Origin of the sequence: Jannaschia sp. Os4 (genome assembly GCF_016820245.1) — a bacterium.
Taxonomy (GTDB): Bacteria; Pseudomonadota; Alphaproteobacteria; order Rhodobacterales; family Rhodobacteraceae; genus Jannaschia.
Genome location: NZ_JAFCAR010000003.1, coordinates 616,936 through 641,139 on the forward strand (window position 1 = coordinate 616,936; position 24,204 = coordinate 641,139).

A 24,204-nucleotide genomic window follows, 5' to 3' on the forward strand; every position below is an offset into this window, starting at 1 on the left:
CCCGGCCCGGCGATACTGATGAGGCGGTGCGACGCCGGAGCGTCGTACGGGGGTGATGGATCAGGCGCATCCCGGAGAGGAAGGATCGCCGCGCCGCGGCCCGTCGATGCGCTCCGTCGTTTCGTGTCATGGCACCAGCAGCACCTTGGGCGCCGCGACCTTGCCCGCGCGGATGTCGGCGAAGGCGCGCGCGCCCTCGGAGAGGGGGCGCTCCTCGGTCCAGTCGAGCGCGCCTAGCCGCCCGTCCTCCATCGCCGCGACCGTGTCTCGGAAGTCGTCCGCCGTGTAGGCGTAGGTGCCGAGGAAGGCGATCTCCTGCAGGGTCAGGCGCCGCACGTCGAGGCCGGGCGCAGCGTCCCCCAGCCCGACATGCACGATGGCCCCGCCGGGGCGCACGAGGCCGCTCGCGGTCGCCCGCGTCGCGCCGTAGCCCACCGCGTCGACCACGAGGTCGGTGGGGCCATCGCCCGCCTCCACCGCGCGCAGGCCCATCGCGCCCAGCGTTGCGCGACGCAGGGGGTTCGGCTCCACCACGGTGACGTCCTCCACCCCCATCGCGGCCAGCGCCAGCGCGGAGCCCACCCCGATGGCCCCGCCGCCCAGCACGATGGCGCGCTCCACCTCCGACAGGCGCAGGCCCAGCCGGGCGGCGTGCCAGCAGACGGCCAGCGGCTCGGCCAAGGCGGCCTTGGCGAAGGGCAGGGCGGTGTCGATCAGGTTGCCCTCGGGGATGGCGACGCGCTCGGCGAAGGCCCCCTCGCGCGGCGGCATCGAGATGATCTGGCGCGTGGGGCAGAGGTTGGTCGCGCCGCGCAGGCAGGCGGGGCACTGGCCGCAGGTGACGAGCGGGTTGATCGTCACGCGGCGGTCGCCCACCGTGCCCGCCGCCTCATGGCCGAGGATCAGCGGCGCGGGGCGGCGGTCGTCGTGGCCGAGATAGGCGTGCATGTCGCTGCCGCAGATGCCGGCGCGGTCGACGGCGACGACCGTGGGGGCGTCGGGCTCCGGCACGTCGCGGACCTCCAGCACCTCGGGGCCGGTGTAGACGAGGGCCTTCACTCCGCGGCGCTCAAGTCGAAGTTCTCGCCCGGGAACCACTTAGCCAGCCGCACGTCGGCGGCGCGGGCGTGGCCCTCCATCCCCTCCAGCCGGGAGATGCGGGCGGTGGCCTCGGCGACCGGGCGGGCGCCCTCGCGGGTGGCGCGCTGCCACGTGACGACCTTCATGTACTTGTGCACCGACAGCCCGCCCGTGTAGCGCGCCGCTCCGCTCGTGGGCAGGACGTGGTTCGGCCCCGACGCCTTGTCGCCGAAGGACACCGTCGTCTCCTCGCCGAGGAAGAGCGAGCCGTAGGCGGTGAGCGTCGAGAGCCACCAGTCGAGGTCCTCCGCCAGCACGGTCAGGTGCTCGGGCGCGATGCGGTCGGATTCGCGCGCCATCTCCTCGCGCCCGTCGCAGAGGATGACCTCGGCGTAGTCGGCCCATGCCTTGGCCGCGTTCTCGCCGTTGGTGCCCGGCAGGTCGGCGATCAGCGCGGGCACGCGGTCCATGACCGCCTCGGCCAGCGCGCGGTCGTCCGTGACGAGCCAGACGGGGGAGTTGTAGCCGTGCTCGGCTTGGCTGACCAAGTCGACGGCCACGATCTCGGGGTCGGCGGTCGCATCGGCGAGGATGAGCGAGTCCGTGGGTCCCGCGATCATGTCGATGCCGACGCGCCCGAACAGTTGGCGCTTGGCCTCGGCCACGAACTGGTTGCCGGGGCCTACGAGGATGTCGGCCTGCGGCAGGCCGAACAGGCCGTAGGTCATCGCCGCCACGCCCTGCACGCCGCCCATCGCGAGGATGGCGTCCGCGCCGCAGAGATGCGCGGCGTGGACGATGGCGGGGGCGATACCCTCCGGGCCGGGCGGCGAGGCGACGGCGATGTGGGGGACACCCGCGACCGATGCCGTCGTGACGGTCATGATGGCGGAGGCCACGTGGGAGTAGCGCCCGCCCGGCACGTAGCAGCCGGCGGCGGAGACGGGGATCAGGCGCTGGCCGGTCGTCAGGCCGGGGCGCAACTCCATGTCGAAGGCCCGCATCGACGTCTTCTGCGCCTCGGCGAAGCGGCGGACGTTGTCGTGGGCGAAGGCGATGTCGTCGCGCAGCTTCTGCGGCACCCGGGCGCTCGCGGCGGCGATGGCGTCCGCGTCCATGACCACGGGGCCGTCGTAGGCGTCGAACCGGGCGGCGTAGTCCCGCGCCCCCTCGTCGCCCCGCGCCTCGATGTCGGCGAGGATGTCGCGCACCGTCTGCGACACGTCGGCGGCACCGGTGCGGGCGGTGCGGGCGGCTTCCTTCAGCTTGATCATCGCGAGAGATACTCCGGCAGCCAGAGGGCGATCTGGGGGAACGTGAAGATGAGGATCAGGCCGATCAGCTGGATCACCATGAACTGCATCATCCCGAGGTAGATGTCCTTGAGATCCCATTCCGGCACCACCCCCTTGAGGAAGTAGGCCGACAAGGCGACCGGCGGACTGAGCCACGCGGTCTGAAGGTTTACCGCCACGAGGATTGCGAACCACACGAGCAGGTCGTTCGTGTCCTCGAACCCGAGGTCCAGCGACAGGACCGTGGGGACGAGGATCGGAACGATGATGAGCACGATCGGCACCCATTCCAGTGGCCAGCCCAGCAGGAAGATCAGCGCCATGATGAGGATCAGGACGAGGACGGGGCTGAGGTCGATGGCCAGCAGCAGCTCGGTCAGCATCTTCGGCGTGCCGAGGTTCGAGAAGACCGCGCCGAAGAAGTTGGAGGCCGCCACGAGGAACATGATCAGGACCGTGATCTCCAGCGACTTGATCAGCGCGTCGTAGAGGCCGGGGATCGTGAACTTTCGGTAGAGCACGCTCAGCAGCACCGCGCCGAACGCGCCGCAGGCCGACGCCTCGGCCGGTGTGGCCCAGCCCGCGAGGATCGACCCCAGCGCAAAGGCGATTAGGACCGTGGGCGGCACGAGGCCCATGAAGAACTCGTACCAGAGGTCCGAGAAGAAGAAGCCGCCGGGCCGCGCGCGGTTCGTCCACGTGTAGGCGGCGTACATGATGCCGACCCATGCGAGCGGGACGACGACCGCGCCCATGGGAAAGCCGAAGCCCTGCGAGATCCCGCGCCCGATCAGCCAGACGAAGACGATGAGCGCGGCGAAGACGAGGATCATCTCCAGCAGGTAGAAGCGCGAGGTGACGGGCTGCTCCTCGGGCGGCAGGATCGGTCCCAGCGACGGGTTCAGCCAGCAGCGCCCCAGCGCGTAGAGGAGGTAGAGCCCGGCCAGCATCACGCCGGGCAAGATCGCCGCGCGGAAGAGGTCGGTCACGGGCACCTCCAGCACCGGCCCCATGACGATCAGCATGATCGAGGGCGGGATCAGGATGCCCAGCGTGCCCCCCGCGGTGATGGTGCCCGCCGCCAGCCTCACGTCGTAGCCCGACTTGTTCATGGTCCGCGCCGCCATGATCCCGAGGATCGTGACGGAGGCGCCGACGATGCCGGTGGCCGCCGCGAAGATGGTCGAGACGAAGAGCACGGCCACGTAGAGCGCGCCGCGCGTGCGCGACATCATCATCTGCACGGCTTGGAACAGCCGCTCCATCAGGCCCGCCTGCTCCATCACGATGCCCATGAAGATGAACAGCGGCACCGCGACGAGCTGGTCCGACAGCATGACCGAGTTGGTCTGGAGCGTCATCAGGAAGGTGGCGAGCTTGAACGACGCGCCCCACGTCCCGAACACGAACCCGAGGAAGATCAGCGTGAAGGAGATCGGGAAGCCCACGAAGATCGCGAACAGCATCGCGCCCAGCATCCACAGCCCGATGGTCGGCTTGGAGACGTCCGGGCCGCCCGCGAATGCCGCCTCGGCCCATTCGTCGAAGGGCACGGCGTCCGGAAAGAACACGCTGGCCGTGATGGCGGCGAGGGCCGCGAGATAGAGGGGCAGCAGGCGCACGAAGCCCCGCGCGCGCTGCGGGCCCATCTGGTGGAGGGCCCGGAAGAGTTCTGGGATGCCTTGGATCAGCAGCAGGAACGCCCCCACCGGCATCGCGAGGCGCGCCGGCCAGAGGATCGGGGCCCACGTGCTGTCGGCGGCGGTCTCCCCGACGGAGAAGGCCTTCCACCAGTACTCCGCCGACACCCACGTGAAGAACAGCATCGCGGGGATGTAGAGGATCAGGTAGAGCACCGCGTCGACGGTCGCCTGGGTCTTGGACGACCACGTCCGGTAGAGGAAGTCCGCCCGGATGTGCACGCCCCGCATCAGCGCGTAGCCCGCCGCCCCCATGAAGAGCACGCCGCCGATCATGCGGCTGACGTCGTAGACCCAGAGCGTCGGACCGAGCCCCCACGCGACGGCCACGTCGTTCATGCCGTTCTGCGTCAGGATGGCGAAGGCGTTGCGCGAGACGACCTCGAACACGATGGCGAGGATCAGCGGGATCATCAGCAGGCAGATGATCCGCCCCGCCCAGAGGTTGACGATGTCGATGGCGGCGACCCACGGCCTCATCCACGGGGCCATGTCCTCGGGGGTCTGCCCCGGGGCCTCGGCGCGCCGCTCCGCGATCAGCTCGTCGGCGATCTCGAGTTCGCCGATCTCGGACTGGGTCGTGGCCATCAGGGTCGTCCTCCTCGGGAGAGCGTGTGGGCGGCGAGCGCCGCGATCAGGGCCGCGAGGCCGAGCGTCAGGGCCGCGTGGGGCGTGGCCCACGCCGCGAAGGCGCGCGGGTAGTCGAGGTAGAGGGCCGGCATCCCCATCATCCCGAGGAAGCCCGCCGTCAGCCCGGCTCCGGCGGCGAGGCCCGCGGCGGCGAGGCCCGCGAGGGCGCAGGCCGGCCCGCCCCGGCCCGGGGCGGCGGCGATCAGGGTGCCCGCCACGAGCGGCAGGAGGGCGAGACGGTCCCATGCGTCGGCGGCGAACAGGTCCGCGAAGACCGTCGTGTCCGGGGACAGGGCGCGCGGCATCCCCGCGAGCGCGGCCGCCCCGACCGCGCAGAGGGCCACGCCGACGAGGCGCCATGGCGCCGCCCGACGCAGGACGGCCAGCGCCGCGAGCGGCGGCACCGTGGCCCCCGCGAGGGCTCCGGCGCCCAGGAGCGGGGGCGCGACGGGCAGCAGCTCCGGCACGAGCGGGACGACCCAGCGGACCGCCCATCCGGCGGCGGCGGTCGCGGCCACCCCCGCGCAGGCCGCCACGATCCAGCCGGCGCGCACCCGGCCCGAGAGCATCGCCGCCGCCGTCCCGAGGGCCAGCGCCCCCGTGGCCAGCCACGCCGCGCGGGCGGCGGCCTCGGCCCATATCAGCGGGTCGAGCGGCGGGTCGACGAGATGAAGGTCCGGGCGCAGCATCTCGGCCTGCACGGGCACGCTCGCGGCGGCCGCGACCAGCGCCATGCGGGCCGTGGACCGGGCGAGGCCGGTCGCGCTGTCGGTGGCGTCGCCCACGAGATCCCCTCTCCCTTGCGGAAGCGCCCCTCCGGGGGCGCTCGCGGAAGGAAGCGGCGCCCCCGGAGGGGCGCCGCGGGCGGATCACTCCATCGAATCCACGAAGGCTTTGCCGAGGTTGGCGTTGGACGTCTGCGCGCCGGCCCAGAAGGGCACGGCCACCTCCGCGAAGTCCTTCTGCGACTGCCACACCTCCGCGAAGAACTCGTTCTCGGCGGCGGCGGCCTCCAGCGAGGCGCGGGCGGCGGCCATGTACTCCGTGAAGTAGTCCTCCGGCGTGTCGTGCAACTGCACGCCGTGGTTCTCGGTCAGGTCCTTGAGGGCCTTGCCGTTCTCCCAGATGCGGTAGGACATCGACTTGGACAGCGAGGCGTTGGCCGCGACCTCGATGGCCTTCTGCTCCAGCTCGGTCAGCCCGTCGTAGACGTCGCCATTGATGTAGAGGTCCGCGTTGACGACCACTTGGTGCAGGCCCTGCAGGTAGTAGTGCTTGAGCACCTTCTGGAAGCCGAACACGCTGTCGGGCTTGGGGCAGCACCACTCGGCGGCGTCGATCGTGCCCTTCTCCAGCGCGGGCAGGATGTCGCCCCCGCCCATCGCCACGGCGGCCACGCCGATGTCCGAGTAGGCCGCGCCGACCATGCCCGGAGGGGCGCGGAAGCGCAGTTCGCGGAAGTCGGCCATCGACTCGATCGGCTCGGGGAACCAGCCCAAGGCCTCGGGGCCGACGGGCTGGAGCATGAAGCCCTTCACGTTGACGCCCATCTCGTCCCAGAGGCGGTCGTAGAGCTCCTTGCCGCCGCCGTACTGGAACCACGACAGGAAGGCGAGGTTGTCGAGGCCGACGCCCGCGCCCGCGATGGGCGCGCCGAAGAGGTTCGCCGCCGGGTGCTTGCCGCCCCAGTAGTGGGTCCACGCGAACCCACCGTCGATCAGGCCCGCGTCGACCGCGTCGAGCGTCTCCTGCACGCCGACGACCGAGCCGGCCGGCAGGATCTCGAATTGCACCGAGCCGTCGGTGAGCGCCGACACGTCGTCGGCGAACTCCTGCAGCATGGTCACCTCGTCGGCGGTGGCGGGCAGCACCGACTGCACGCGGATGGTGGTCTGCGCGAGCGCCGCCCCCGTCATGAGCGCCAGCGCGCATGCGCCCGTCGCGAGGGGCTTCAGGATGGATTTGAACATGGACGTCCTCCCGTTGGTCCGAAGCCCCGCTTCCGTGTCGTCCCGCCGGGGAGGGGCCTCTGCCCCGGCATCGGCGCGTCCGCGGGCCTCCCAACCCTCCGCGCTTCGTCTCGACCGTCCGACGCCGGGGCCGGAACGGTCAATCGGAATGTCCGTCCTCCTCCCGGCCGGCCGGTCTCATCGCGCGTCCTCCAGGATCAGGTCCGCCGCCTTCTCCCCGATCATGATCGCGGGGGCGTTGGTGTTGGCCGAGACGATGCGCGGCATGATCGAGCAGTCGGCCACCCGCAGCCCGTCCACACCGCGCACCCGGAGGCGCGGGTCGGTCGGCGCGGCGTCGTCGGGGCCCATGCGGCAGGTCCCCGTGGGGTGGTAGATCGTGACGGCGGTGCGGCGCGCCCAGTCGAGCAGCCCCTCGTAGTCGTCGTCCGGCACCTCCGGCCCCGGCGCGTGCTCGACCGTGACGTGCTCGGCCAGCGGGGTCGCGCGGCTGATGCGGCGGGCGATGCGGATGCCCTCGACGAGCGTGCGGCGGTCGGTCTCCGTCGACAGGTAGTTGGGATGGATCGCGGGGTGGTCGTCCATCGACGGCCCGGTCAGTTCCAGATGCCCCGCGCTCTCGGGACGCAACTGCAGCACGCTCGCGGTGAAGGCGTCGAAGCGGTGCGGGCCGTCGGCGGGCCTGTCGGCGGACCACGGCTGGATGTGGAACTGGATGTCCGGCGTCGCCATGCGCGGGTCGGTCTTGAGGAAGCCCGTCCCCAAGGAGGCCGCCATCGTCATCGGCCCCCTCTGCGTGAGCGCGTAGCGCAGCGCGATGCCCGCCTGCTTCACGAGGCTGGAGGTCTCGGAGTTGATGGTCGGCAGCCTGGTCCGGTACACGGGACGCGCCTGGAGGTGGTCCTGGAGGTTGCGGCCCACCTGCCCGACGTCGCGCCGCACCTCGATCCCGTTCGCCCTCAGCTGCGCCCCTGGGCCGAGCCCCGACAGCATCAGGAGCTGCGGCGACCCGATCGCCCCCGCCGACAGGATCACCTCCCGCCGCGCGCGGACCGTCTCGGTCGCGTCGCCCCGCCGGAAGGACGCGCCCACGGCGCGGCCCCCCTCGAAGAGCACGCGCTCGGCCTGCGCCTCGGTCACGACGTGCAGGTTCGGACGGCCCTTCGCGGGCCGGAGGTAGGCCGCCGCCGCCGAGCAGCGGCGCCCGCCGCGCATGGTCATCTGGAAGTGGCCGACACCCTCCTGCTCGACCCCGTTGTAGTCGGGGTTGCGCCGGAAGCCCGCGGCCACCGCCGCCTCGAGCCAGAGGTCGACGACCTCGCGGCTCAGGCGGGAGTTCTGGACCGACAGCGGCCCGTCCGAGCCCCGGAGTCCGTCCGGATCGCCGCCCTCCCACGTCTCCGCGCGGCGGAACAGCGGCAGCACCTCGTCCCAGCCCCACCCGGTGCAGCCCATCTGCGCCCAGCCGTCGTAGTCCTCGGGCTGGCCGCGGACGTAGAGCAGGCCGTTGATCGAGGAGGACCCCCCCAGCACCCGCCCGCGGGGCCACGGGATGGACCGCCCCGCGAGGCCGGGGTCGGACCGGGTCACGTAGCGCCAGTCGCTGCGCGGGTCGCCCATGGTGCGGAAGTAGCCGACGGGGATGTGGATCCACGGGTTCGTGTCGCGCGGGCCGGCCTCGAGCAGGCACACGCTGTGCCGCCCGCTCTCGGACAGCCGCGCGGCGAGCGCGCAGCCGGCCGATCCGGCCCCTACGACGACGAAGTCGTACTCCACCCTGTCCTCCCCACGCCCGGCCTCCCCGCCAAGCGCGCAAAAAATGAGACCGATGGTCTCGCTTTTGTCGCCGATGACGGTAACGTGGCCGCGGGGATTCGCAAGCGCCGGTTTCGGGCCGGGCGCGACGACGGGGGTGATCGGCGGGATGGCGACGGTGGGCGACAGGCCGGGCGGGGCCGGCGCGGCGGATGCCGGCGACGGGGCCGGGCGCATCCCGACGAACCTGCGGCTGCTGCTGATCCTCGAGGCCCTGACCCAAGCCGGGCGCCCGATGACCGCGACCGAGCTCGGGCGCGGCGTGGGCCTCGCCAAGCAGACCGCGAACCGCCTGTGCCGCACCTTGGAGGAGGAGGGCTGGCTGATGCGCGAGGATGCGCACGGGCGCTACGTCTCGGCCCCGCGCGCGCGGCGGCTGGGGGCCGGGCTGTCGCTCGTGGGGCGCGACCGGGCGGCGGCGCGGCGGGTGGTGATGTCGGACCTCGCGCGGACCACCGGCGAGACGGTCAACTACGTCGTCCCCGGCGAGGCCGGGATGCGCTACCTCGACCGGGTCGAGACCGACTGGGCCTTCCGCGTGCAGCTGCCCGTCGGCACGGAGGTGCCGTTCCACTGCACCGCCTCGGGCAAGTGCTACCTCGCCTCGCTGCCCCCCGCGCGGCGGCGCGCGCTCGTCGGCGCGCTGGAGCTGGAGGCGCACACCGACCGCACGATCACCGAACCGGCCGCGCTGCTGGCGGAACTGGAGGACGTCGCGCGGCGCGGGCACGCCACGGACGACGGCGAGTTCATGGAGGGCATGATCGCCATCGCGGTCCCGGTCCTCGACGCGCAGGGCCGCTTCGCCGCCGCGCTCGCGGCGCATGGCCCGGCCCAGCGGCTCGACCTCGCCGCCGCCGAGGCCCGCCGCCCCGCGATGGCGGACGGGGCGGCCCGGCTCGGGGCGGCGCTCTTCGGCGACTGATCGGTGCGGCCCCGCGGTCACGATGTGCGGCGGCGGGGGAGGAAGGGGGGGATCGTTGCGCTAAGTTGCGCGTTCAGGACCAGACGCCCCGAAGAGACCGCCGCCATGACCCCACCGCTCCGCTCCACAGTCCTCGCGCTCGCCTGCGCGCTCCTCCCGGTCGCCGCCGCCGCCCAGTCGATGTCGGGCGCCGTCGTGCGCGACGGGGATGGCGGGCGCATGACGATGGTCATGCCCGGCTCCGAGACCGACCCGGACCGCGCCGTGACGGAGGAGCTCACCTTCGCCCCGTGGGCCACGCTGGGCGATCTGGCCCGCGACGACGTGGTCCTTCTGATGCGCCACGGCCCGACGGACTGGTCGATGCGCGACGCGTCGAACGTGGCGCCGACCGACTGCGCCAACCAGCGGATCATGACCGACGCGGGCAAGCGCCAGATGTACGAGCTCGGCGCGCTCATGGTCGCCAACGACCTCGTGCCGGGGCGGATCGTCGTCTCGGACTGGTGCCGCAACCAGGAGACGCTGGAGGCGATGCGCGCCGGCATGCTCGATGCGGACGCCGCCGCCCTCGACGGCGTGCCGATCGAGACGATGAGCGAGCTGAACCTGCTGCTCTCGCTGCAGGGCGCGCCGGACGTGGCCGCGATGCGCGACTTTATCGCCGCGTGGGACGGGCCCGCCGCGGGCGACGCCGACGGGCCGCTCCTCGTGATCTCGCACTTCACCAACATCCAGGAGCTCACCGACGAGACGGTGTTCGAGGGGCAAATGCTGCTGCTCGACCCCGATCGCGGCAACCGCGTGCTGGGGATGCTGCGCCTCGCCTCGGCCGCGCCGGACGTGGGCCACTTCCCGGAGGCCTCCGAATGATCCGCGCCGCCCTGCTCGCCGCCGCCGTCGCCGCCGCGCCTGCCGCCGCCCAGGAGGCGCGCGTGATCGAGGGGCCGGACTGGTCCGCGGTGATCGCGCCCGTCTCCGGCTTCACCGGCGAGATGTCCATGACGATGGAGGTCACCGCCCCCGAGGACATGGCCGTCACCGAGGTCATCCGCTTCGAGCCGTGGCAGATCCTCGACGAGCTGTTCCGCGATGACCTCGTGTTCGTGATGCGCGCGGGCCCCTCGGACTGGGACGCGGCCGAGGACGAGGCGTCCGCCCCGATGGACTGCGCGGCCCAGCGGCCCCTGTCCGACACGGGCACCGACGAGATGCGCCAGTTCGGCGCGCTGGTCGTCGTCAACGACCTCCGGCCCGGCAAGGTCCTCGCCTCCGAGCGGTGCCGCGCGCAGGCCACGTGGGCCGCCATGGAGCGCGGGATGGCCGGGCTCGGCATCGACACGATGGACGGGATGCAGACCGACCTCGACCCGCGCCTGACGCTCGGGGCGGGGGGCGATGCGCTCATGGACGCCGTGATGGAGTGGGACGGCGGCGACGGCGACGGGCCGCTGCTGCTGATCACGCACTTCTCCAACATCGAGGCCGCGACCCGCTTCCGCGTCTACGAGGGCGAGATGCTCATCCTCGACCCCAAGCGCGAGGGGCGGGTGCTGGGCTACCTGCGTCTGGCCAGCGCGCGGCCCGACGCGGTGCGCTACCCGGCGGACGTGGTCGCGCGGCGGGCGGCGGTCCTCGGCGAGTAGGCGTCGGCGGCGCCCCGGTGTCGCGGACGGGATAGGTCGCGTCGCGGACCCTCTGGACGTTTGGCGGCCGGTCCCGTCCCATGCGCGGGACCACCGGGGGACCTGCAGCCATGACCCGCTTCTCCGCTTGGGAGGTGTTCCGCCAAGGCCTCCGGGGCCAGACCGGCTGGTCGCGCCAGTGGCGCGACCCGGAGCCTAAGGCGCGCTACGACGTCGTCATCGTCGGCGGCGGCCTGCACGGGCTGGCGACCGCCTTCTACCTCGCCGAGAACCACGGGATCACGAACGTCGCGGTGCTCGAGAAGGGGTGGATCGGCGGGGGCAACGGCGGGCGCAACACGACCATCGTGCGGTCCAACTACGCCCAGCCCGCGAACCGGCGCTTCTACGAGCATTCGCTGCGGCTGTGGGAGGACCTGTCCCACGAGCTGAACTACAACGTCATGTTCTCCCAGCGATCCCACATTGCCCTGCAGCACTCCCCCGGCGCGATGGACCGGGCGGCACGCAACTACAACCTCATGCGCCGCACCGGCACGCCGGACGCGGAGATCTGGGGCCTCGACCGGCTCCGGGCCGAGGTGCCGCACCTGAACTACGGCCCGGACGCGCGCTTCCCCATCGTGGGCGCCGCCGTGCAGACCCGCGCGGGCACCGCGCGCCACGACGCGGTGGCGTGGGGCTACGCGCGCGGCGCGGACGGCCGCGGCGTCGACATCCTCCAGAACTGCGAGGTCACGGGCGTGGCGCGCGACGGCGACCGGATCACCGCCCTCGAGACCACCCGCGGCCGGATCGAGGCCGGCCGGGTGGGCTTCGCCGTCGCGGGCCACACCTCGCAGCTCTGGCAGATGGCGGGCCTCGGCGGGCTGCCGATCGAGAGCCACCTGCTGCAGGCCTTCGTGTCCGAGCCCCTCAAGCCGCTCCTCGACCAAGTGGTCGTGTTCGGCGTCGGCGGCGCGCATTTCTACATCAGCCAGTCCGACAAGGGCGGCATGGTCTTCGGCGGCGACCTCGACTGGTACAAGTCCTTCTCGCAGCGCGGCAACCTGCCCATCGTGCACGACGTCTCCGAGGCGGCGATGTCGATCCTGCCCTGCCTCGGGCGCGTCAAGCTGCTGCGCCACTGGGGCGGGGTGATGGACATGAGCATGGACGGCTCGCCGTTCATCTGCCGCACGCCGCTGCGGAACCTCTACCTCAACGCGGGCTGGAACTACGGGGGCTTCAAGGCGACGCCCGCCTCGGGCTGGTGGTTCGCCGACCTCATCGCCAACGAGCGGCCCGACCCGATGGTCGCGGACTACACGCTCGACCGCTTCGCGCGGGGCCTCCAGATCGACGAGCGCGGCGCGGGCGCCGACGCCAAGCTGCACGGGTGACGCGATGATCCGCCTCGACTGCCCCTTCTGCGGGACGCGCGACCACGCCGAGTTCGCCTATGGCGGCGACGGGTCCGTGACGTATCCGCCGCTCGATGCGCCGACCGGGGCGTGGCACGACGCCGTGTTCCTGCGCGACAACCCCAAGGGCCGCGTGGTCGAGACGTGGCACCACCTGCACGGCTGCCGCATGTGGCTGCGGGTCGAGCGGGACACCGTGACCCACGAGGTGTTCTCCGTCCGGCCCGCCCATCCCGGCTTGGCGGAGGCGCTGGAATGACCGCGCGTCGGCTCGACGCGGGCGGTCGCATCGACCGCACCCGCCGCATCCGCTTCGCGTGGGACGGGGCGGAGGCGCGGGGCTTCGCGGGCGACACGCTGGCCTCGGCGCTCATGGCGTCCGGCCATCCGGTCGTGGGCCGCTCGTTCAAGTACCACCGCCCGCGCGGGATCATGTCGGCGGGGGTCGAGGAATCCGGCGCCATCGTCACCGTGGGCGAGGGCGCGCGCGCCGAGCCGAACGTGAAGGCGACCGCGCAGGAACTATACGAGGGGCTGTCGGCGCGGGGACAGAACGCATGGCCCAACGTGCGGTGGGACGCAGGAAGCGTCTCCGGCCTCTTCGGGCGGTTCTTCGCGGCCGGGTTCTACTACAAGACCTTCATGGGCCTGCCGCCCTTCGAGTGGGGGCGCGGGACGGGGCTGTGGATGCGCTACGAGGCGCTGATCCGCCGGGCCGCCGGGATGGGCGCCGCCTCGCGGGAGCCGGACCCGGACGCCTACGAGACGGCCCACGCCCGGTGCGACGTGCTGGTGGTGGGCTCCGGCCCCGCAGGCCTGCGCGCGGCGCTGACGGCGGCCGAGGCGGGGCGCGACGTGATCCTCGTGGAGCAGGACTTCGAGTTGGGCGGCGACCTGTTGTCGGACCCCTCCGAGTGGGCTGCGCGGGACGAGATGGTGGCTGCGTTGGAGAAGGCGGGCGTGCGGGTGATGCTCCGCACCACGGCCTTCGGCCTCTACGACCACGGCGTCGCGGGGCTGGTGGAGCGGGTGACGGACCACCTCGCGGCACCCGACCCCGCCCTCCCGCGCCAGCGCGTCTGGACGGTGCGCGCGGGCGCGACGGTGGTGGCCACGGGCGCGCTGGAGCGCACGGTCGCCTTCGCGGGAAACGACCGGCCCGGCGTGATGACGGCGCAGGCGGCGGCGACCTACGCGACCCGCTTCGGCGTGCTGCCGGGCGAGCGGGTGGTGATCGCGGCGAACAACGACTCCGCCTACGGGCCCGCCGCCGTGCTGGCCGGGGCGGGCGCGGAGGTGACGGTGCTGGACCTGCGCGATGCGCCCCCCGACGCGCCCGACGGCGTGACCGTGCGCGCGGGCCGCACCGTGGCCGAGGCGCACGGCGCGCGCGGGGTGACGCGGGTCCGGATGGCGCGGCCCGTGCGCGACGGGTTCGCGGGGGCGGGGTGGCTGGACTGCGACCTGCTCTGCATGGCCGCGGGCTGGACGCCGGTCGTCAACCTCGGCTCGCACCGGGACGTGCGGGCGACGTGGGACGCCGGGCTCGCCACCTTCCTGCCGGGGCCGTCGCGCGAGGCGCTGCACTTCGCCGGGGCCGCCGCCGGGGTGTGGGACCGTGCCCGCTGCGCGGCCTCCGGCGAGGCCGCCGCCAAGCGCGCGATGGGCGAGGCGGCCCCCGCGCCCGAGCCGGGGGGGTGGGAGCGCCCCATCGCGCCGCTCTACGAGGTCCGGGTGCCCGACGTGACGCGCAAGTCCTTCGTGGACCCGCAGCACGACGTCACCGCATCGGACGTGCGGCTGGCGCACCGCGAGGGGTTCGTCTCCGTCGAGCACCTCAAGCGCTACACCACGCTCGGCATGGCCACGGACCAAGGCAAGGTCGGCAACGTGATCGGCCTCGCCCTGATGGCCGAGGCGCTGGGCCGCGAGATCCCCGCCGTCGGCACGACGCGCTTCCGCCCGCCCTACACCCCCGTCTCCATCGGCGCGCTGGCGGGGCGGTCGGTCGGCACGCACTTCCGGCCCACCCGCCGCACGCCGCTGCACGACTGGAACCTCGCCCACGGCGCGACGATGACCGACGCGGGGCTGTGGCGCCGTCCGTGGTTCTATCCGCGCGCGGGCGAGGGCATCGCCGAGGCCTACGTCCGCGAGGCCGCCACCGTGCGCGAGGCGGTCGGCATCTGCGACGTGTCCTCCTTGGGCAAGATCGCCGTGCAGGGGCCGGACGCGGCGGAGTTCCTCAACCGGGTATACGTTAACGGGTTCTTAAAATTGCCAATCGGCAAGGCGCGTTACGGGGTGATGCTGCGCGACGACGGCTTCGTCATGGACGACGGCACGACGTGGCGGCTGGGCGAGGAAGAGTTCCTGATGACCACCACGACCACCGGCGCGGGCCGGGTGATGGTCTGGCTGGAGGAGCTGCTCCAGACCCGGTGGCCGGAGTTGCGGGTCCACGTCGCCTCCACCACCGATGCATGGGCCTCGGTCTCCGTCGCGGGGCCGCGATCGCGCGAGACGATCGAGGCCTGCCTCGCCGACGGCTCCGACATCTCCGACGCGGCGCTGCCCTTCATGGGGGTCGCGCGGATGCGGCTCGCGAACGGGACCGAGGGCTGGATCGCGCGGATCAGCTTCTCCGGCGAGCGGGCGTTCGAGCTGTTCGTGCCCGCTCTCGACGGGCCGGGGATGATGGACCTGCTCTGGCCCGAGGCCGAGCGGCGGGGCGGCTGCCTCTACGGGCTGGAGGCGCTGGGCACGCTGCGGATCGAGAAGGGGCACGTCACGGGCGCGGAGCTGGACGGGCGGGTGACGCTGGACGACGCGGGCCTGGGCCGCATGGCCTCGACGAAGAAGGCCTTCGTCGGCGACGCGCTGCGGCGGCGGTCCGAGCTGGAGCGGGACGACCGCCCCCGGCTCGTCGGCCTCTTCCCCAAGGACCGGAGCGCGACCTTCAAGGCGGGCTCCATCCTCCACGCGCCGGGCGAGGCCGAGGGGATGGGCGCCGGATGGGTCACGGCGGTGACGCATTCGCCCGCGCTGGGCCACTGGATCGGGCTCGGGTTCATCTCGGGCGGGGCGGCCGCATGGGACGGCCGCCCCGCGGTGGCGGACGACCCGACGCGCGGCGGCTCCTGCGAGGTGGAGGTCGTCTCGCCCCACATGTTCGACGCGGACGGAGGGCGGATGCGTGGCTGAGGTGACCGTCTCCGAGATCGCCGCGCCGCGCCTGACGCAGATCGCGGCATGGCCCGACGCGCTGGCCGAGGCCGGATCGGCGGTCGCGGCCCTCGCCGGCGTGGAGGCCGCGCCGGGACCGGGCCTGTCGGCCACCGGACCGGGCGGCACGCTTCTGCGCGTCGAGCCGCTCAAGTGGTGGTGGCTGCACGACGGCACGGCGGCACCGGACGGCCTCGCCGTGGTCGACCTCTCGGCGGCCCGCGTGCACGTCGCGTTGTCGGGGCCGGGCGCGCGCGACGTCCTCGCCCGCCTCGTGCCCCTCGACGTCGACGGGATGGCCGAGGGCGCGGTCGCCTCGACCCTGTCCCACCACACCTCCGTCACGCTCTGGCGCGCCCCGGAGGCGTGGCGCCTGATCGTGCCGCGCTCCTACGCTGCCGACTACCGCGCCATGATCGACGCGACCGCCGCCACGGTGAGGGTCGGGAGCTAGACCGCCACTCCGCCGCGCCGCAGCATCCCGAACAGGTCCCGCGGATCGTCCGGATCGGCCAGCAGGTCGAGCGCCGGGGCGTCGCCGCCGACCTTGTCGCGGACCCAGCAAAGCGCGGAGAAGTCCTCGACCGCGAAGCCCACGCTGTCGAAGAGCGTGATCTGGTCGTCCGAGGTCCGGCCCGGCGCCTCGCCCCGCACCACGCGGTGAAGTTCGGTGAAGGGGTGATCCTCGGGCATCTGCTGCAGCTCGCCCTCGATCCGGGTCTGGGGCGGATACTCGACGAACATCGACGCGCGGGCCACGACGTCGCGGTGCAGCTCGGTCTTGCCGGGGCAGTCGCCGCCGATGGCGTTCAGGTGGACGCCGGGGCCGACCATGTTGTCGGTGAGGATCGTGGCGTTGCGCTTGTCGGCGGTGCAGGTGGTCACGATGCGCGCACCCTCGATGGCGGCCTCGGGCGTCGTGCATTCCGCCACGTCCAGCCCGGCGTCCCGGAGGTGGCGGGCGGCGGCCCGGGTGGCGGCGGCGTCGACGTCGAAGAGGCGGACGGACGTGATGCCCGCGACCTCGGCGAAGGCGAGGGCTTGGAACGCGCATTGCGCGCCGTTGCCGATCATCGCCATCGTCCTCGCCCCCTTCGGGGCGAGGTGGCGGGCGGCCATGGCGGAGGTGGCGGCGGTGCGCAGCGCGGTGAGGATCGTCATCTCGGACACCAGGAGTGGGTAGCCCGTCGCCACGTCCGAGAGCACGCCGAAGGCGGTGACGGTCTGGTGCCCGGTGCGCCCGTTCCTCGGATGGCCGTTCACGTACTTAAACGCGTAGGTCTCGCCGTCGGAGGTGGGCATCAGCTCGATCACCCCGCCGGGCGAGTGGGCCGCGACGCGGGGCGTCTTGTCGAAGTCGTCCCAGCGGCGGAAGTCCCGCTCGACGTAGTCCGCCAGCTCCCGCAGCGCCGGGCGCAGGCCGATGCGGGCGATCAGGCGCATCATGTCGTCCACGGACACGAACGGGACGAGGCTGAGCGGGCCGGGGGCGGGGGTCTGGGCGTTCATCGCGGATCTCCTTCGCGGGCAGGATGGCGTCGATGCGCGCCGGAGTGGAGGGCCGATAAGGAGCAGGATGCGCGGTGAACGGGGCGGATCGACGGTCGGGGCGGGACGTTTCGCCGATGCGCGGTGCGCCGGCGGGTCGATGCAGCCCCCGCGGGGCCCACGGACGGATTGCCCTCCACCCCCCGCCCGTGATCCACCCTGCCCGAGGGAGGGCGCGGAATGGACGGACGGGCACGGCTGGGGGTCGACATCGGGGGCACGTTCACCGACGTCGTCTTGGAGGCGGGCGGGGACCGCTGGTCGACCAAGGTGCTCACCACCTACGCCGCGCCGGAGGACGCGATCGTCGCGGGGATGGGGCGGGTGCTCGCGGAGGCGGGCCTGCCGGCATCCGACCTCGCGCAGGTGATCCACGGCACGACGCTCGCCACAAACGCGCTGATCGAGCGGCGGGGGGCCAAGACGGCGCTGGTGACCACGCTGGGCTTCCGCGACGTGATCGAGATGCGCACGGAGTCGCGCTTCGAGCAGTACGACCTGAACCTCCGCCTCCCCGAGCCGCTGCTGCCGCGCCAGTTGCGCTTCACGGTGGCCGAGCGGGTGGACGCGGGCGGCGGCGTGCTGGTCCCGCTCGACGTGGCGGAGGTCGAGGCGGTCGCCGACCGGCTGGCCGAGGCGGGGGTGGAGAGCGTGGCGGTGGGCCTGCTGCACGCCTACCTGCGGCCCGACCACGAGCGGATGGTGCGCGACGTGCTGGCCGCGCGCCTTCCGGAGGTGTCGGTCTCGCTGTCCTCGGACGTCTCGCCGCAGATGCGCGAGTATGAGCGGTTCAACACGACCATCGCCAACGCCTACGTGAAGCCGCTGATGGCCTCCTATCTTGGACGGCTGCGGGCGCGGCTGGCGGGGGAGGGCGCGGACTGCCCGGTCTTCCTGATGCATTCCGGCGGGGGGATCATGTCGCTGGACGACGCGGCCGCCTATCCGGTGCGGCTCGTCGAGAGCGGCCCGGCGGGGGGCGCGGTGTTCGCGGCGGACGTCGCCGCGCGGCACGGGCTGGACCGGGTGCTCAGCTTCGACATGGGCGGGACGACCGCCAAGATCTGCCTGATCCGCGACGGCGCGCCCAAGACGGCGCGGGTGTTCGAGGTGGCGCGCTCCTACCGCTTCAAGAAGGGGTCCGGGATGCCGATCAGCATCCCGGTGATCGACATGGTGGAGATCGGGGCGGGGGGCGGCTCGCTCGCCTCGGTGGACGCGATGGGGCGCATTCAGGTGGGGCCGGAGAGCGCCGGGTCGGAGCCGGGACCGGCCTGCTACGGGCGCGGGGGGACGCGGCCCGGCGTGACGGACGCGGACCTCGTGCTGGGCAAGCTCGACCCGGCGAACTTCGCGGGCGGGACCATCGCGCTCGACCCCGCCGCGTCCGAGGCCGCGCTGGCGGCGCATGTCGGCGACGCGCTGGACCTCGATCCCCTCGCCGCCGCGCATGGGGTGGCCGAGGTGGTGGACGAGACGATGGCCAACGCCGCCCGCGTCCACGCGGTCGAGAACGGCGAGGATTTGTCGGGCTACACCATGATCGCCTTCGGCGGGGCGGCGCCCCTCCACGCCGGGCGGCTGGCGCAGAAGCTGGGGATCGACCGGGTGCTCGTGCCGCCGGGGGCGGGGGTGGGGAGCGCCATCGGCTTCCTGCGCGCGCCGTTCTCCTTCGAGGCGACGCGCTCGGCCTACATGCGGATGTCGGAGTTCGACGCGGCGGCGGCGCGGGAGGTGCTGCGGGCGCTGTCCGACGAGGCGGCGGGCTTCGTGCGGACCTGCGACGGGGACGCGCGGATCGGGACGGAGGCCAAGCTGTTCATGCGCTACGTGGGGCAGGGGTGGGAGATCCCGGTGGAGTTGACGCCCGCCTTGGCGGCGGCGCCCGAGGCCGGGGCCATCCTCGCCGCGTTCGAAGCCGACTACGCGCGCCTGTTCGGGCGCACGGTCGAGGGGCTGGACGTGGAGATCACGGTCTGGGCCGTGAACGCCGCCACGCCGCCCGCGCCGGTCGTGCCCGCGGGGGCCGCGCCGGGCGGGGGCGCGACGCCGGAGGGGGCCGCGCGGCGGCTCTTCGACCAGGCGGCGGGGGCGCCGGTCGACGGGCGGGAGGTCGCGCGCGCCGCGCTCTCGCCGGGGGACCGTGTGCCGGGCCCGGCGGCCATCGTGGAGGCGGAGACGACGGTGATCGTGCCGCCGGGCTACGCCGCGCGGGCCGCGACCGACGGCTGCCTCGACCTGACGCGGGAGGAGGGCGCATGACCACGGACGTGATGCACCAGGTGATCTGGACGCGGCTGATCTCCGTCGTGGAGGAGCAGGCGCAGGCGCTGGTCCGCACGGCCTTCTCGACCTCCGTGCGGGAGGCGGGGGACCTGTCCGCGGGGGTCTACGACGCCGAGGGCCGGATGCTCGCGCAGGCGGTGACGGGGACGCCGGGCCACGTTAACGCGATGGCCGACGCGGTGGCGCACTTCATGCGCGAGATCGGCGTCGGGACGATGGCCGAGGGGGACGTCTACCTGACCAACGACCCGTGGATGGGGACGGGGCACCTGCACGACATCACCGTCGTCACGCCCTCCTTCCTCGACGGGGCGCTGGTGGGGTTCTTCGCCTGCACCGCGCATGTCGTGGACATCGGCGGGCGCGGCTTCGGGGCGGACGCGGACAGCGTCTACGAGGAGGGGCTGCGCCTGCCGATCATGCGCTTCGCCGCGCGGGGCGCGGTGGACCGGACGCTGATCGCCTTGGTGCGGGCGAACGTCCGCGAGCCGGACCAGCTGGTGGGCGACCTGCACGCGCTGGCGACCTGCAACGAGATCGGCCACCGGCGGCTGGTGGACACGATGCGGGAGTTCGGGCTGGCGGACCTCGCCTCGGTCTCTGCGTTCATCCTCGGGGCGTCGCGCAGGGCGACGCTGGCGCGGATCGCGGCCCTGCCGCGCGAGACGGCGGTCGGCGAGATGACGGTGGACGGGTTCGACCGCCCGATCACGCTGCGCGCGACGGTCACGGTGGAGGCGGACCGGATCGTCACGGACTTCGCGGGCACCTCGGGCGTGGACGCCAAGGGGATCAACTGCCCCATGGTCTACACGAAGGCCTATGCGTGCTACGCGCTCAAGGTCGCGATCGCGCCGGACATCCCGAACAACCACGCCTCGCTGGAGCCCTTCGTCGTCACGGCGCCGGAGGGCACGATCGTCAACGCCGTGCATCCGGCGCCCGTGGCCCTGCGCCACATCGTGGGCCATTTCGTCCCGGACGTGGTGTTCGACGCGTTCGACCGGATCGTGCCGGGCGTGGTGCCCGCCGAGGGGGCCGGGTGCCTGTGCAACTTCCAGCTCTCCGTGCGGCCGACCACGCCGGAGGGGCGGCGGGCCGAGGTGCTGACCTTCAACTCGGGCGGCTCGGGCGCGCGCCCGGAGGTGGACGGGCTGAACGCGACGGCCTTCCCGTCCGGCGTGATGACCATGCCGGTCGAGGCGACGGAGCATGCGGGGCCGGTGGTGATCTGGCGCAAGGAGCTGCGCGAGGGGTCCGGCGGCGCGGGGGCGCGGCGCGGCGGGCTGGGGCAGCACATGGAGGTGGGCGCGCGGGAGGGGCACGCCTTCCACATCTCGGCCATGCTCGACAGGCGGGACCATCCCGCGCGGGGGCGGCGCGGCGGCGGGCCGGGGGCGGCGACGGAGATCGCGCGGTCCGACGGGGCGGCGATGCGGGTGAAGGGCCGCCAAGCCGTGCCCGAGGGCGCGCGGGTGGTGATGGCCTTCCCGGGGGGCGGCGGCTACGGCGACCCGGCCGTGCGGGAGCGGGCGGCGGTCATGCGCGACGTGGCGCGGGGCTACGTCTCGGCGGAGGAGGCGCGCGCGACCTACGGGCTGTCCGAGGCGGAGGCCGCGGCGGCGCTGGCGGCCGCGCGGCGGGGCGAGGACCCCTAGGCGACCGCCCCGGGCGCACCGGAGCGCCCGCCCCCGCCAAGGCCGACGCGACGCCCGCGTCGGAGCCTTCGCCGGACGTCGTGGCGGCGGCGTCAGCGTCGCCGAACCAGCGCGCCGCGTCGTCGTCTGAGGGCGGGGCGATGTCGGCGCGGGCGGACAGGCCCGGAACGGCGGCGCGCAGCGCGACCGCGCCGCCTCGCGATGCCGGCGAGCATGACGTCCCGCATCCGTCTCCTCCCGGCTCGCCGCCGACCCTCGTGCCGAAGCATCGGCATGCCGGCATTCCAGATGCGGCGCGCCGGGATCGCGGAGTCGCGTTCCCCGGCCCGCCACACTAAGTCAGCCCGTCAGGAGGGGACGCGATGGCGATGATCGAGGAACTGACGCGCCGGAGGACCAGCGCCGACATCGTGTTCGAGCGTCTCTACGCCGACATCATGTCCCTGCGCCTTATGCCGGGCGCCAAGATGTCCGAGGTTGAGGTGGCCGAGCGGTTCGGCGTCTCGCGCCAGCCGGTCCGCGACGCCTTCGCGCGGTTGGGCAAGCTCGACCTGCTCCTCGTCCGGCCGCAGCGCGCGACGCGGGTGCGCCGCTTCTCCCATGCCGGGATCGCGGCCGCGCGCTTCGTCCGGCTCGCGCTGGAGCTGGAGACCGTGGGCCGCGCGACGGCGCGGTGGGACGGGGCGATGGTCGATCGCTTCGCCGACTGCATCGCCGCGCAGCGGGCCGCCGTGGCGTCGGAGGATCCCGCCGCGTTCGTCGAGCACGACAACGCCTTCCACGGCCTCCTGTCGGAGGCGGCGGGGGCCGCGTTCTCCTTCGGCCTCGTGATGGAGAAGAAGGGGCAGGTGGACCGCATCTGCATGCTGTCGCTCAAGGAGGCGGACGGGATGCGCGTGCTGATCGGCGACCACGAGGACCTGCTGGCCGCCATGGACCGGGGCGATCCGGAGGGCGCGCGGGCCGTGCTGCGCCGTCACCTCGAGCGGATCGAGCCGACGCTCGCGGCGATCTCCGAGCGCCATCGGGCGTATTTCGAGCCGTAGCGCGCCGAGGGGCTAGCCCGCCGCCTCGACCGCGTGGCGCAGGCAGTCGACGAAGGCCGCCGCCGCGCCGCCCGCCTCGCCCGCGAGGGTCGCGCCGATCCGCACGGAGACGTCGCGCCGCCACGGCACCAGCGCGACCCGCGGCCACAGGTCCGGGTCCACCGCCAAGCGGTCGGCGAAGGTGAAGCCCACCCCCTCCGCGACGAGCCGGTAGGCCGCGCTTCCCGACGAGACCTCGGCCAAGGGCGCGGGCAGGGGCGCGGCGGCGGCATCGACCATGCGGCGGATCACCGTCGTCTCGTCGAGCGCGATGTAGGGCGTGCCGGCGAGGTCCGCGACGTCCAGCGCCCCCGCCCCGGCGGCGGGATGCCCTCGCGGGACCAGGAGGCCCAGCGGCACCTCGGCCAAGGTGAGGGTGCGGCGACCCTCGACCGGCGCGGGGAGGGTCGAGACGACCACGTCGTGGCGCCCGGCCATCATTCGACGCGCGAGTTCGCGGCGCGGCGCGGTCTCGAGGCGGACGGGCCGCGCGACCTCCCGCGTCGCGGCGGCGAGGGCGGGGACCGCCATGCCGGGAATGAGCCGGGTCTGGCACAGCACCCGCAGGGGCGTGGGCCGGGCACTCGCGGCGAACCCGGCCAGCGCGTCGGCCTGCGCGAGCAGGCGCGCGGCCTCGGGGTGGAGGCGCTCGGCGGCGGGCAGGGGGACCATCCGCCGCCGCTCCCGCGCGAAGAGCGGCGTGCCCAGCTCCGCCTCCAGCAGCGACAGCAGCCGCGACGCCGCCGACTGCGACAGGTGCATCCGCTCGGCCACGCGCGTCAGCGTCCCGCCATCGGCGAGGCCGTCCATCAGGCCGACGAAGACGCGGAGGGCGCGGAGGTTCATGCCGGGGCCGGTCCATGCAAATAGTAGATCATCCTATCGAACAATTGCGTTATCCCGATCAAGTGGAACGCGCTAGGCGTCGGGCGGAGGCCCCGGCGGGAGACGGGGCGATGGGAGGACCGAGATGAACCGACGCACCGCGATGACGCGCGCCCTGCTCTTGGGCTGCGCCGCCCTGACCCCGACCCTCGCGCTGGCCGAATGGGCCCCGCGCCGCCCCGTGAACGTGATCCTGCCCTACGCGGCGGGCGGCGGGACCGACGCCTTCGCCCGCGCCGTCGCCGCGGCGGCCCAGTCCGAGGGCCTGCTCGACGTGCCGCTCGTGGTGAACAACCGCCCCGGCGCCGGCGGCATCACCGGCGCGACCGAGGCGGCCGGCGCCCGGCCCGACGGGGGCACGATGATGATCACCTCGGCCGGGTCGTTCCTGCTGACCTCCATGCTCAAGGACACGCCGGTCTCGCCGCTCGACGACTACGAGATCGTGGCGCAGATCGGCGACCTCGACCCCGCGATCCTCGTGCCGGCGGGCTCGCCCCACCAGACGCTCGCCGACCTCGTCGCGGCGATGGAGGCGGACCCCGGCGCGCTGCGCTGGGCGCACAACGGCGTGGGCGGCGCGCACAACGTGGCGGGGCAGGCCTTCCTGAACGCCAACGACCTCGCGGCGACGGGCGTCCCCTTCAAGGGGGGCGGCCCGACCCGCGCGGCCGTCATCGGCGCGCAGGTCGACTTCGCGGTCGTCGGCATCCAGCAGGCGGCGGGCTTCGAGAACGAGCTGCGCGTCCTCGGCCTGCTGGCCCCCGAGCGGGACGGGATCGCGGGCGACGTGCCCACCGTCGCCGAGCAAGGGTTCGACTACGTCGAGGTGTCCTCGCCCATCGTCGCCTTCGCGCCGAAGGGCACGGACCCGGAGACCGTCGCGGACATGCAGGCGATGCTCGAGGGGGTGGCCACCTCGGAGGCCTTCGCCGCCGCCATGCGGGAGCGGGGCAACGTCCCCGAGTTCCTCCCCGGCGCCGAGGCCCGCGCGCGGCTCGAGGCGATGCGCGACGCGACCTCCGGCGTGATCGACGGCCTGCGCTGAGGCCC

The 24,204-nt window shown here is 73.6% G+C and carries 19 protein-coding genes; 11 read left to right on the top strand and 8 right to left on the bottom strand.

Annotated elements, in window-relative coordinates; translation table 11 throughout:
• Nucleotides 1-126: 126 nt before the first annotated feature.
• The 6 genes from JQC91_RS08095 to JQC91_RS08120 form a co-directional block, all read right to left on the bottom strand.
• A complete protein-coding gene (locus tag JQC91_RS08095; protein WP_203286291.1) occupies nucleotides 127-1,059 on the bottom strand; it encodes an alcohol dehydrogenase catalytic domain-containing protein in 933 nt (310 codons plus the stop codon).
• Nucleotides 1,056-2,354 (bottom strand): histidinol dehydrogenase, encoded by a 1,299-nt coding sequence (gene hisD, locus JQC91_RS08100; protein ID WP_203286292.1) that lies wholly within the window; start codon nucleotides 2,352-2,354, stop codon nucleotides 1,056-1,058. The genes JQC91_RS08095 and hisD overlap by 4 nt, the downstream gene beginning before the upstream one ends.
• Entirely contained in the window at nucleotides 2,351-4,663 is a 2,313-nt protein-coding gene (locus JQC91_RS08105) for a TRAP transporter large permease subunit (RefSeq protein ID WP_203286293.1), read from the bottom strand. The genes hisD and JQC91_RS08105 overlap by 4 nt, the downstream gene beginning before the upstream one ends.
• Complete coding sequence (locus tag JQC91_RS08110; RefSeq protein ID WP_203286294.1) at nucleotides 4,663-5,490, bottom strand: hypothetical protein; 828 nt, start codon at nucleotides 5,488-5,490, stop codon at nucleotides 4,663-4,665. Before JQC91_RS08110 ends, JQC91_RS08105 begins: the two co-directional genes overlap by 1 nt.
• An 84-nt stretch (nucleotides 5,491-5,574) precedes the next feature.
• Nucleotides 5,575-6,675: a TRAP transporter substrate-binding protein gene (locus JQC91_RS08115; RefSeq protein ID WP_203286295.1), complete on the bottom strand. Its 1,101-nt coding sequence runs from the start codon at nucleotides 6,673-6,675 to the stop codon at nucleotides 5,575-5,577.
• Between the two features lie 177 nt (nucleotides 6,676-6,852).
• Nucleotides 6,853-8,451: a GMC family oxidoreductase N-terminal domain-containing protein gene (locus tag JQC91_RS08120; protein ID WP_203286296.1), complete on the bottom strand. Its 1,599-nt coding sequence runs from the start codon at nucleotides 8,449-8,451 to the stop codon at nucleotides 6,853-6,855.
• A 148-nt stretch (nucleotides 8,452-8,599) separates the two neighbouring features.
• Between JQC91_RS08120 and JQC91_RS08125 the strand changes: the two genes are divergently transcribed.
• The 7 genes from JQC91_RS08125 to JQC91_RS08155 all read left to right on the top strand — a co-directional run bounded on the left by JQC91_RS08125 (nucleotide 8,600) and on the right by JQC91_RS08155 (nucleotide 16,143).
• Nucleotides 8,600-9,415 carry an IclR family transcriptional regulator gene (locus tag JQC91_RS08125; RefSeq protein WP_203286297.1) on the top strand — a complete coding sequence of 272 codons (816 nt, stop codon included), beginning with the start codon at nucleotides 8,600-8,602 and terminating at the stop codon, nucleotides 9,413-9,415.
• Between the two features lie 105 nt (nucleotides 9,416-9,520).
• A complete protein-coding gene (locus JQC91_RS08130; RefSeq protein ID WP_203286298.1) occupies nucleotides 9,521-10,288 on the top strand; it encodes a hypothetical protein in 768 nt (255 codons plus the stop codon).
• Nucleotides 10,285-11,061 (top strand): hypothetical protein, encoded by a 777-nt coding sequence (locus JQC91_RS08135; RefSeq protein ID WP_203286299.1) that lies wholly within the window; start codon nucleotides 10,285-10,287, stop codon nucleotides 11,059-11,061. Before JQC91_RS08130 ends, JQC91_RS08135 begins: the two co-directional genes overlap by 4 nt.
• A gap of 110 nt (nucleotides 11,062-11,171) precedes the next feature.
• Nucleotides 11,172-12,443, top strand: coding sequence for a sarcosine oxidase subunit beta family protein (locus JQC91_RS08140; RefSeq protein ID WP_203286300.1), 1,272 nt, complete (start codon nucleotides 11,172-11,174; stop codon nucleotides 12,441-12,443).
• Between the two features lie 4 nt (nucleotides 12,444-12,447).
• Nucleotides 12,448-12,723, top strand: coding sequence for a sarcosine oxidase subunit delta (locus JQC91_RS08145; RefSeq protein WP_203286301.1), 276 nt, complete (start codon nucleotides 12,448-12,450; stop codon nucleotides 12,721-12,723).
• Entirely contained in the window at nucleotides 12,720-15,668 is a 2,949-nt protein-coding gene (locus JQC91_RS08150) for a sarcosine oxidase subunit alpha family protein (RefSeq protein ID WP_203286302.1), read from the top strand. The genes JQC91_RS08145 and JQC91_RS08150 overlap by 4 nt, the downstream gene beginning before the upstream one ends.
• Nucleotides 15,661-16,143 (top strand): sarcosine oxidase subunit gamma, encoded by a 483-nt coding sequence (locus JQC91_RS08155; RefSeq protein WP_203286303.1) that lies wholly within the window; start codon nucleotides 15,661-15,663, stop codon nucleotides 16,141-16,143. The genes JQC91_RS08150 and JQC91_RS08155 overlap by 8 nt, the downstream gene beginning before the upstream one ends.
• Here JQC91_RS08155 and JQC91_RS08160 read toward each other — a convergent pair.
• Nucleotides 16,140-17,198 (bottom strand): ornithine cyclodeaminase, encoded by a 1,059-nt coding sequence (locus JQC91_RS08160; RefSeq protein ID WP_203286304.1) that lies wholly within the window; start codon nucleotides 17,196-17,198, stop codon nucleotides 16,140-16,142. The genes JQC91_RS08155 and JQC91_RS08160 overlap by 4 nt on opposite strands.
• 219 nt (nucleotides 17,199-17,417) lie before the next feature.
• On the opposite strand from JQC91_RS08160, the gene JQC91_RS08165 reads away from it, so the two are divergent.
• The 3 genes from JQC91_RS08165 (at nucleotide 17,418) to JQC91_RS08175 (ending at nucleotide 22,227) form a co-directional block, all read left to right on the top strand.
• Nucleotides 17,418-19,499: a hydantoinase/oxoprolinase family protein gene (locus JQC91_RS08165; protein WP_203286305.1), complete on the top strand. Its 2,082-nt coding sequence runs from the start codon at nucleotides 17,418-17,420 to the stop codon at nucleotides 19,497-19,499.
• Nucleotides 19,496-21,181, top strand: a complete 1,686-nt coding sequence (locus JQC91_RS08170) for a hydantoinase B/oxoprolinase family protein (protein ID WP_203286306.1) — start codon at nucleotides 19,496-19,498, stop codon at nucleotides 21,179-21,181. Before JQC91_RS08165 ends, JQC91_RS08170 begins: the two co-directional genes overlap by 4 nt.
• A 362-nt stretch (nucleotides 21,182-21,543) precedes the next feature.
• Complete coding sequence (locus JQC91_RS08175; protein WP_203286307.1) at nucleotides 21,544-22,227, top strand: GntR family transcriptional regulator; 684 nt, start codon at nucleotides 21,544-21,546, stop codon at nucleotides 22,225-22,227.
• A 12-nt stretch (nucleotides 22,228-22,239) separates the two neighbouring features.
• On the opposite strand, the gene JQC91_RS08180 is transcribed toward JQC91_RS08175, so the two are convergent.
• Nucleotides 22,240-23,112, bottom strand: coding sequence for a LysR family transcriptional regulator (locus JQC91_RS08180; protein WP_203286308.1), 873 nt, complete (start codon nucleotides 23,110-23,112; stop codon nucleotides 22,240-22,242).
• 124 nt (nucleotides 23,113-23,236) lie between these two features.
• Between JQC91_RS08180 and JQC91_RS08185 the strand changes: the two genes are divergently transcribed.
• On the top strand, nucleotides 23,237-24,199 hold the full coding sequence (locus tag JQC91_RS08185; protein ID WP_203286309.1) for a tripartite tricarboxylate transporter substrate binding protein: 963 nt from the start codon (nucleotides 23,237-23,239) through the stop codon (nucleotides 24,197-24,199).
• The last annotated feature ends 5 nt before the right edge of the window (nucleotides 24,200-24,204 follow it).

Bases quoted from the DNA above. Each gene is read 5' to 3' on its own strand.
- hisD (WP_203286292.1), bottom strand. From the start codon at position 2,354: ATGATCAAGCTGAAGGAAGCCGCCCGCACCGCCCGCACCGGTGCCGCC.
- JQC91_RS08135 (WP_203286299.1), top strand. From the start codon at position 10,285: ATGATCCGCGCCGCCCTGCTCGCCGCCGCCGTCGCCGCCGCGCCTGCC.
- JQC91_RS08140 (WP_203286300.1), top strand. From the start codon at position 11,172: ATGACCCGCTTCTCCGCTTGGGAGGTGTTCCGCCAAGGCCTCCGGGGC.
- JQC91_RS08165 (WP_203286305.1), top strand. From the start codon at position 17,418: ATGGACGGACGGGCACGGCTGGGGGTCGACATCGGGGGCACGTTCACC.
- JQC91_RS08105 (WP_203286293.1), bottom strand. From the start codon at position 4,663: ATGGCCACGACCCAGTCCGAGATCGGCGAACTCGAGATCGCCGACGAG.
- JQC91_RS08175 (WP_203286307.1), top strand. From the start codon at position 21,544: ATGGCGATGATCGAGGAACTGACGCGCCGGAGGACCAGCGCCGACATC.
- JQC91_RS08160 (WP_203286304.1), bottom strand. From the start codon at position 17,198: ATGAACGCCCAGACCCCCGCCCCCGGCCCGCTCAGCCTCGTCCCGTTC.
- JQC91_RS08145 (WP_203286301.1), top strand. From the start codon at position 12,448: ATGATCCGCCTCGACTGCCCCTTCTGCGGGACGCGCGACCACGCCGAG.
- JQC91_RS08125 (WP_203286297.1), top strand. From the start codon at position 8,600: ATGGCGACGGTGGGCGACAGGCCGGGCGGGGCCGGCGCGGCGGATGCC.
- JQC91_RS08170 (WP_203286306.1), top strand. From the start codon at position 19,496: ATGACCACGGACGTGATGCACCAGGTGATCTGGACGCGGCTGATCTCC.
- JQC91_RS08115 (WP_203286295.1), bottom strand. From the start codon at position 6,675: ATGTTCAAATCCATCCTGAAGCCCCTCGCGACGGGCGCATGCGCGCTG.
- JQC91_RS08185 (WP_203286309.1), top strand. From the start codon at position 23,237: ATGAACCGACGCACCGCGATGACGCGCGCCCTGCTCTTGGGCTGCGCC.
- JQC91_RS08150 (WP_203286302.1), top strand. From the start codon at position 12,720: ATGACCGCGCGTCGGCTCGACGCGGGCGGTCGCATCGACCGCACCCGC.
- JQC91_RS08180 (WP_203286308.1), bottom strand. From the start codon at position 23,112: ATGAACCTCCGCGCCCTCCGCGTCTTCGTCGGCCTGATGGACGGCCTC.
- JQC91_RS08130 (WP_203286298.1), top strand. From the start codon at position 9,521: ATGACCCCACCGCTCCGCTCCACAGTCCTCGCGCTCGCCTGCGCGCTC.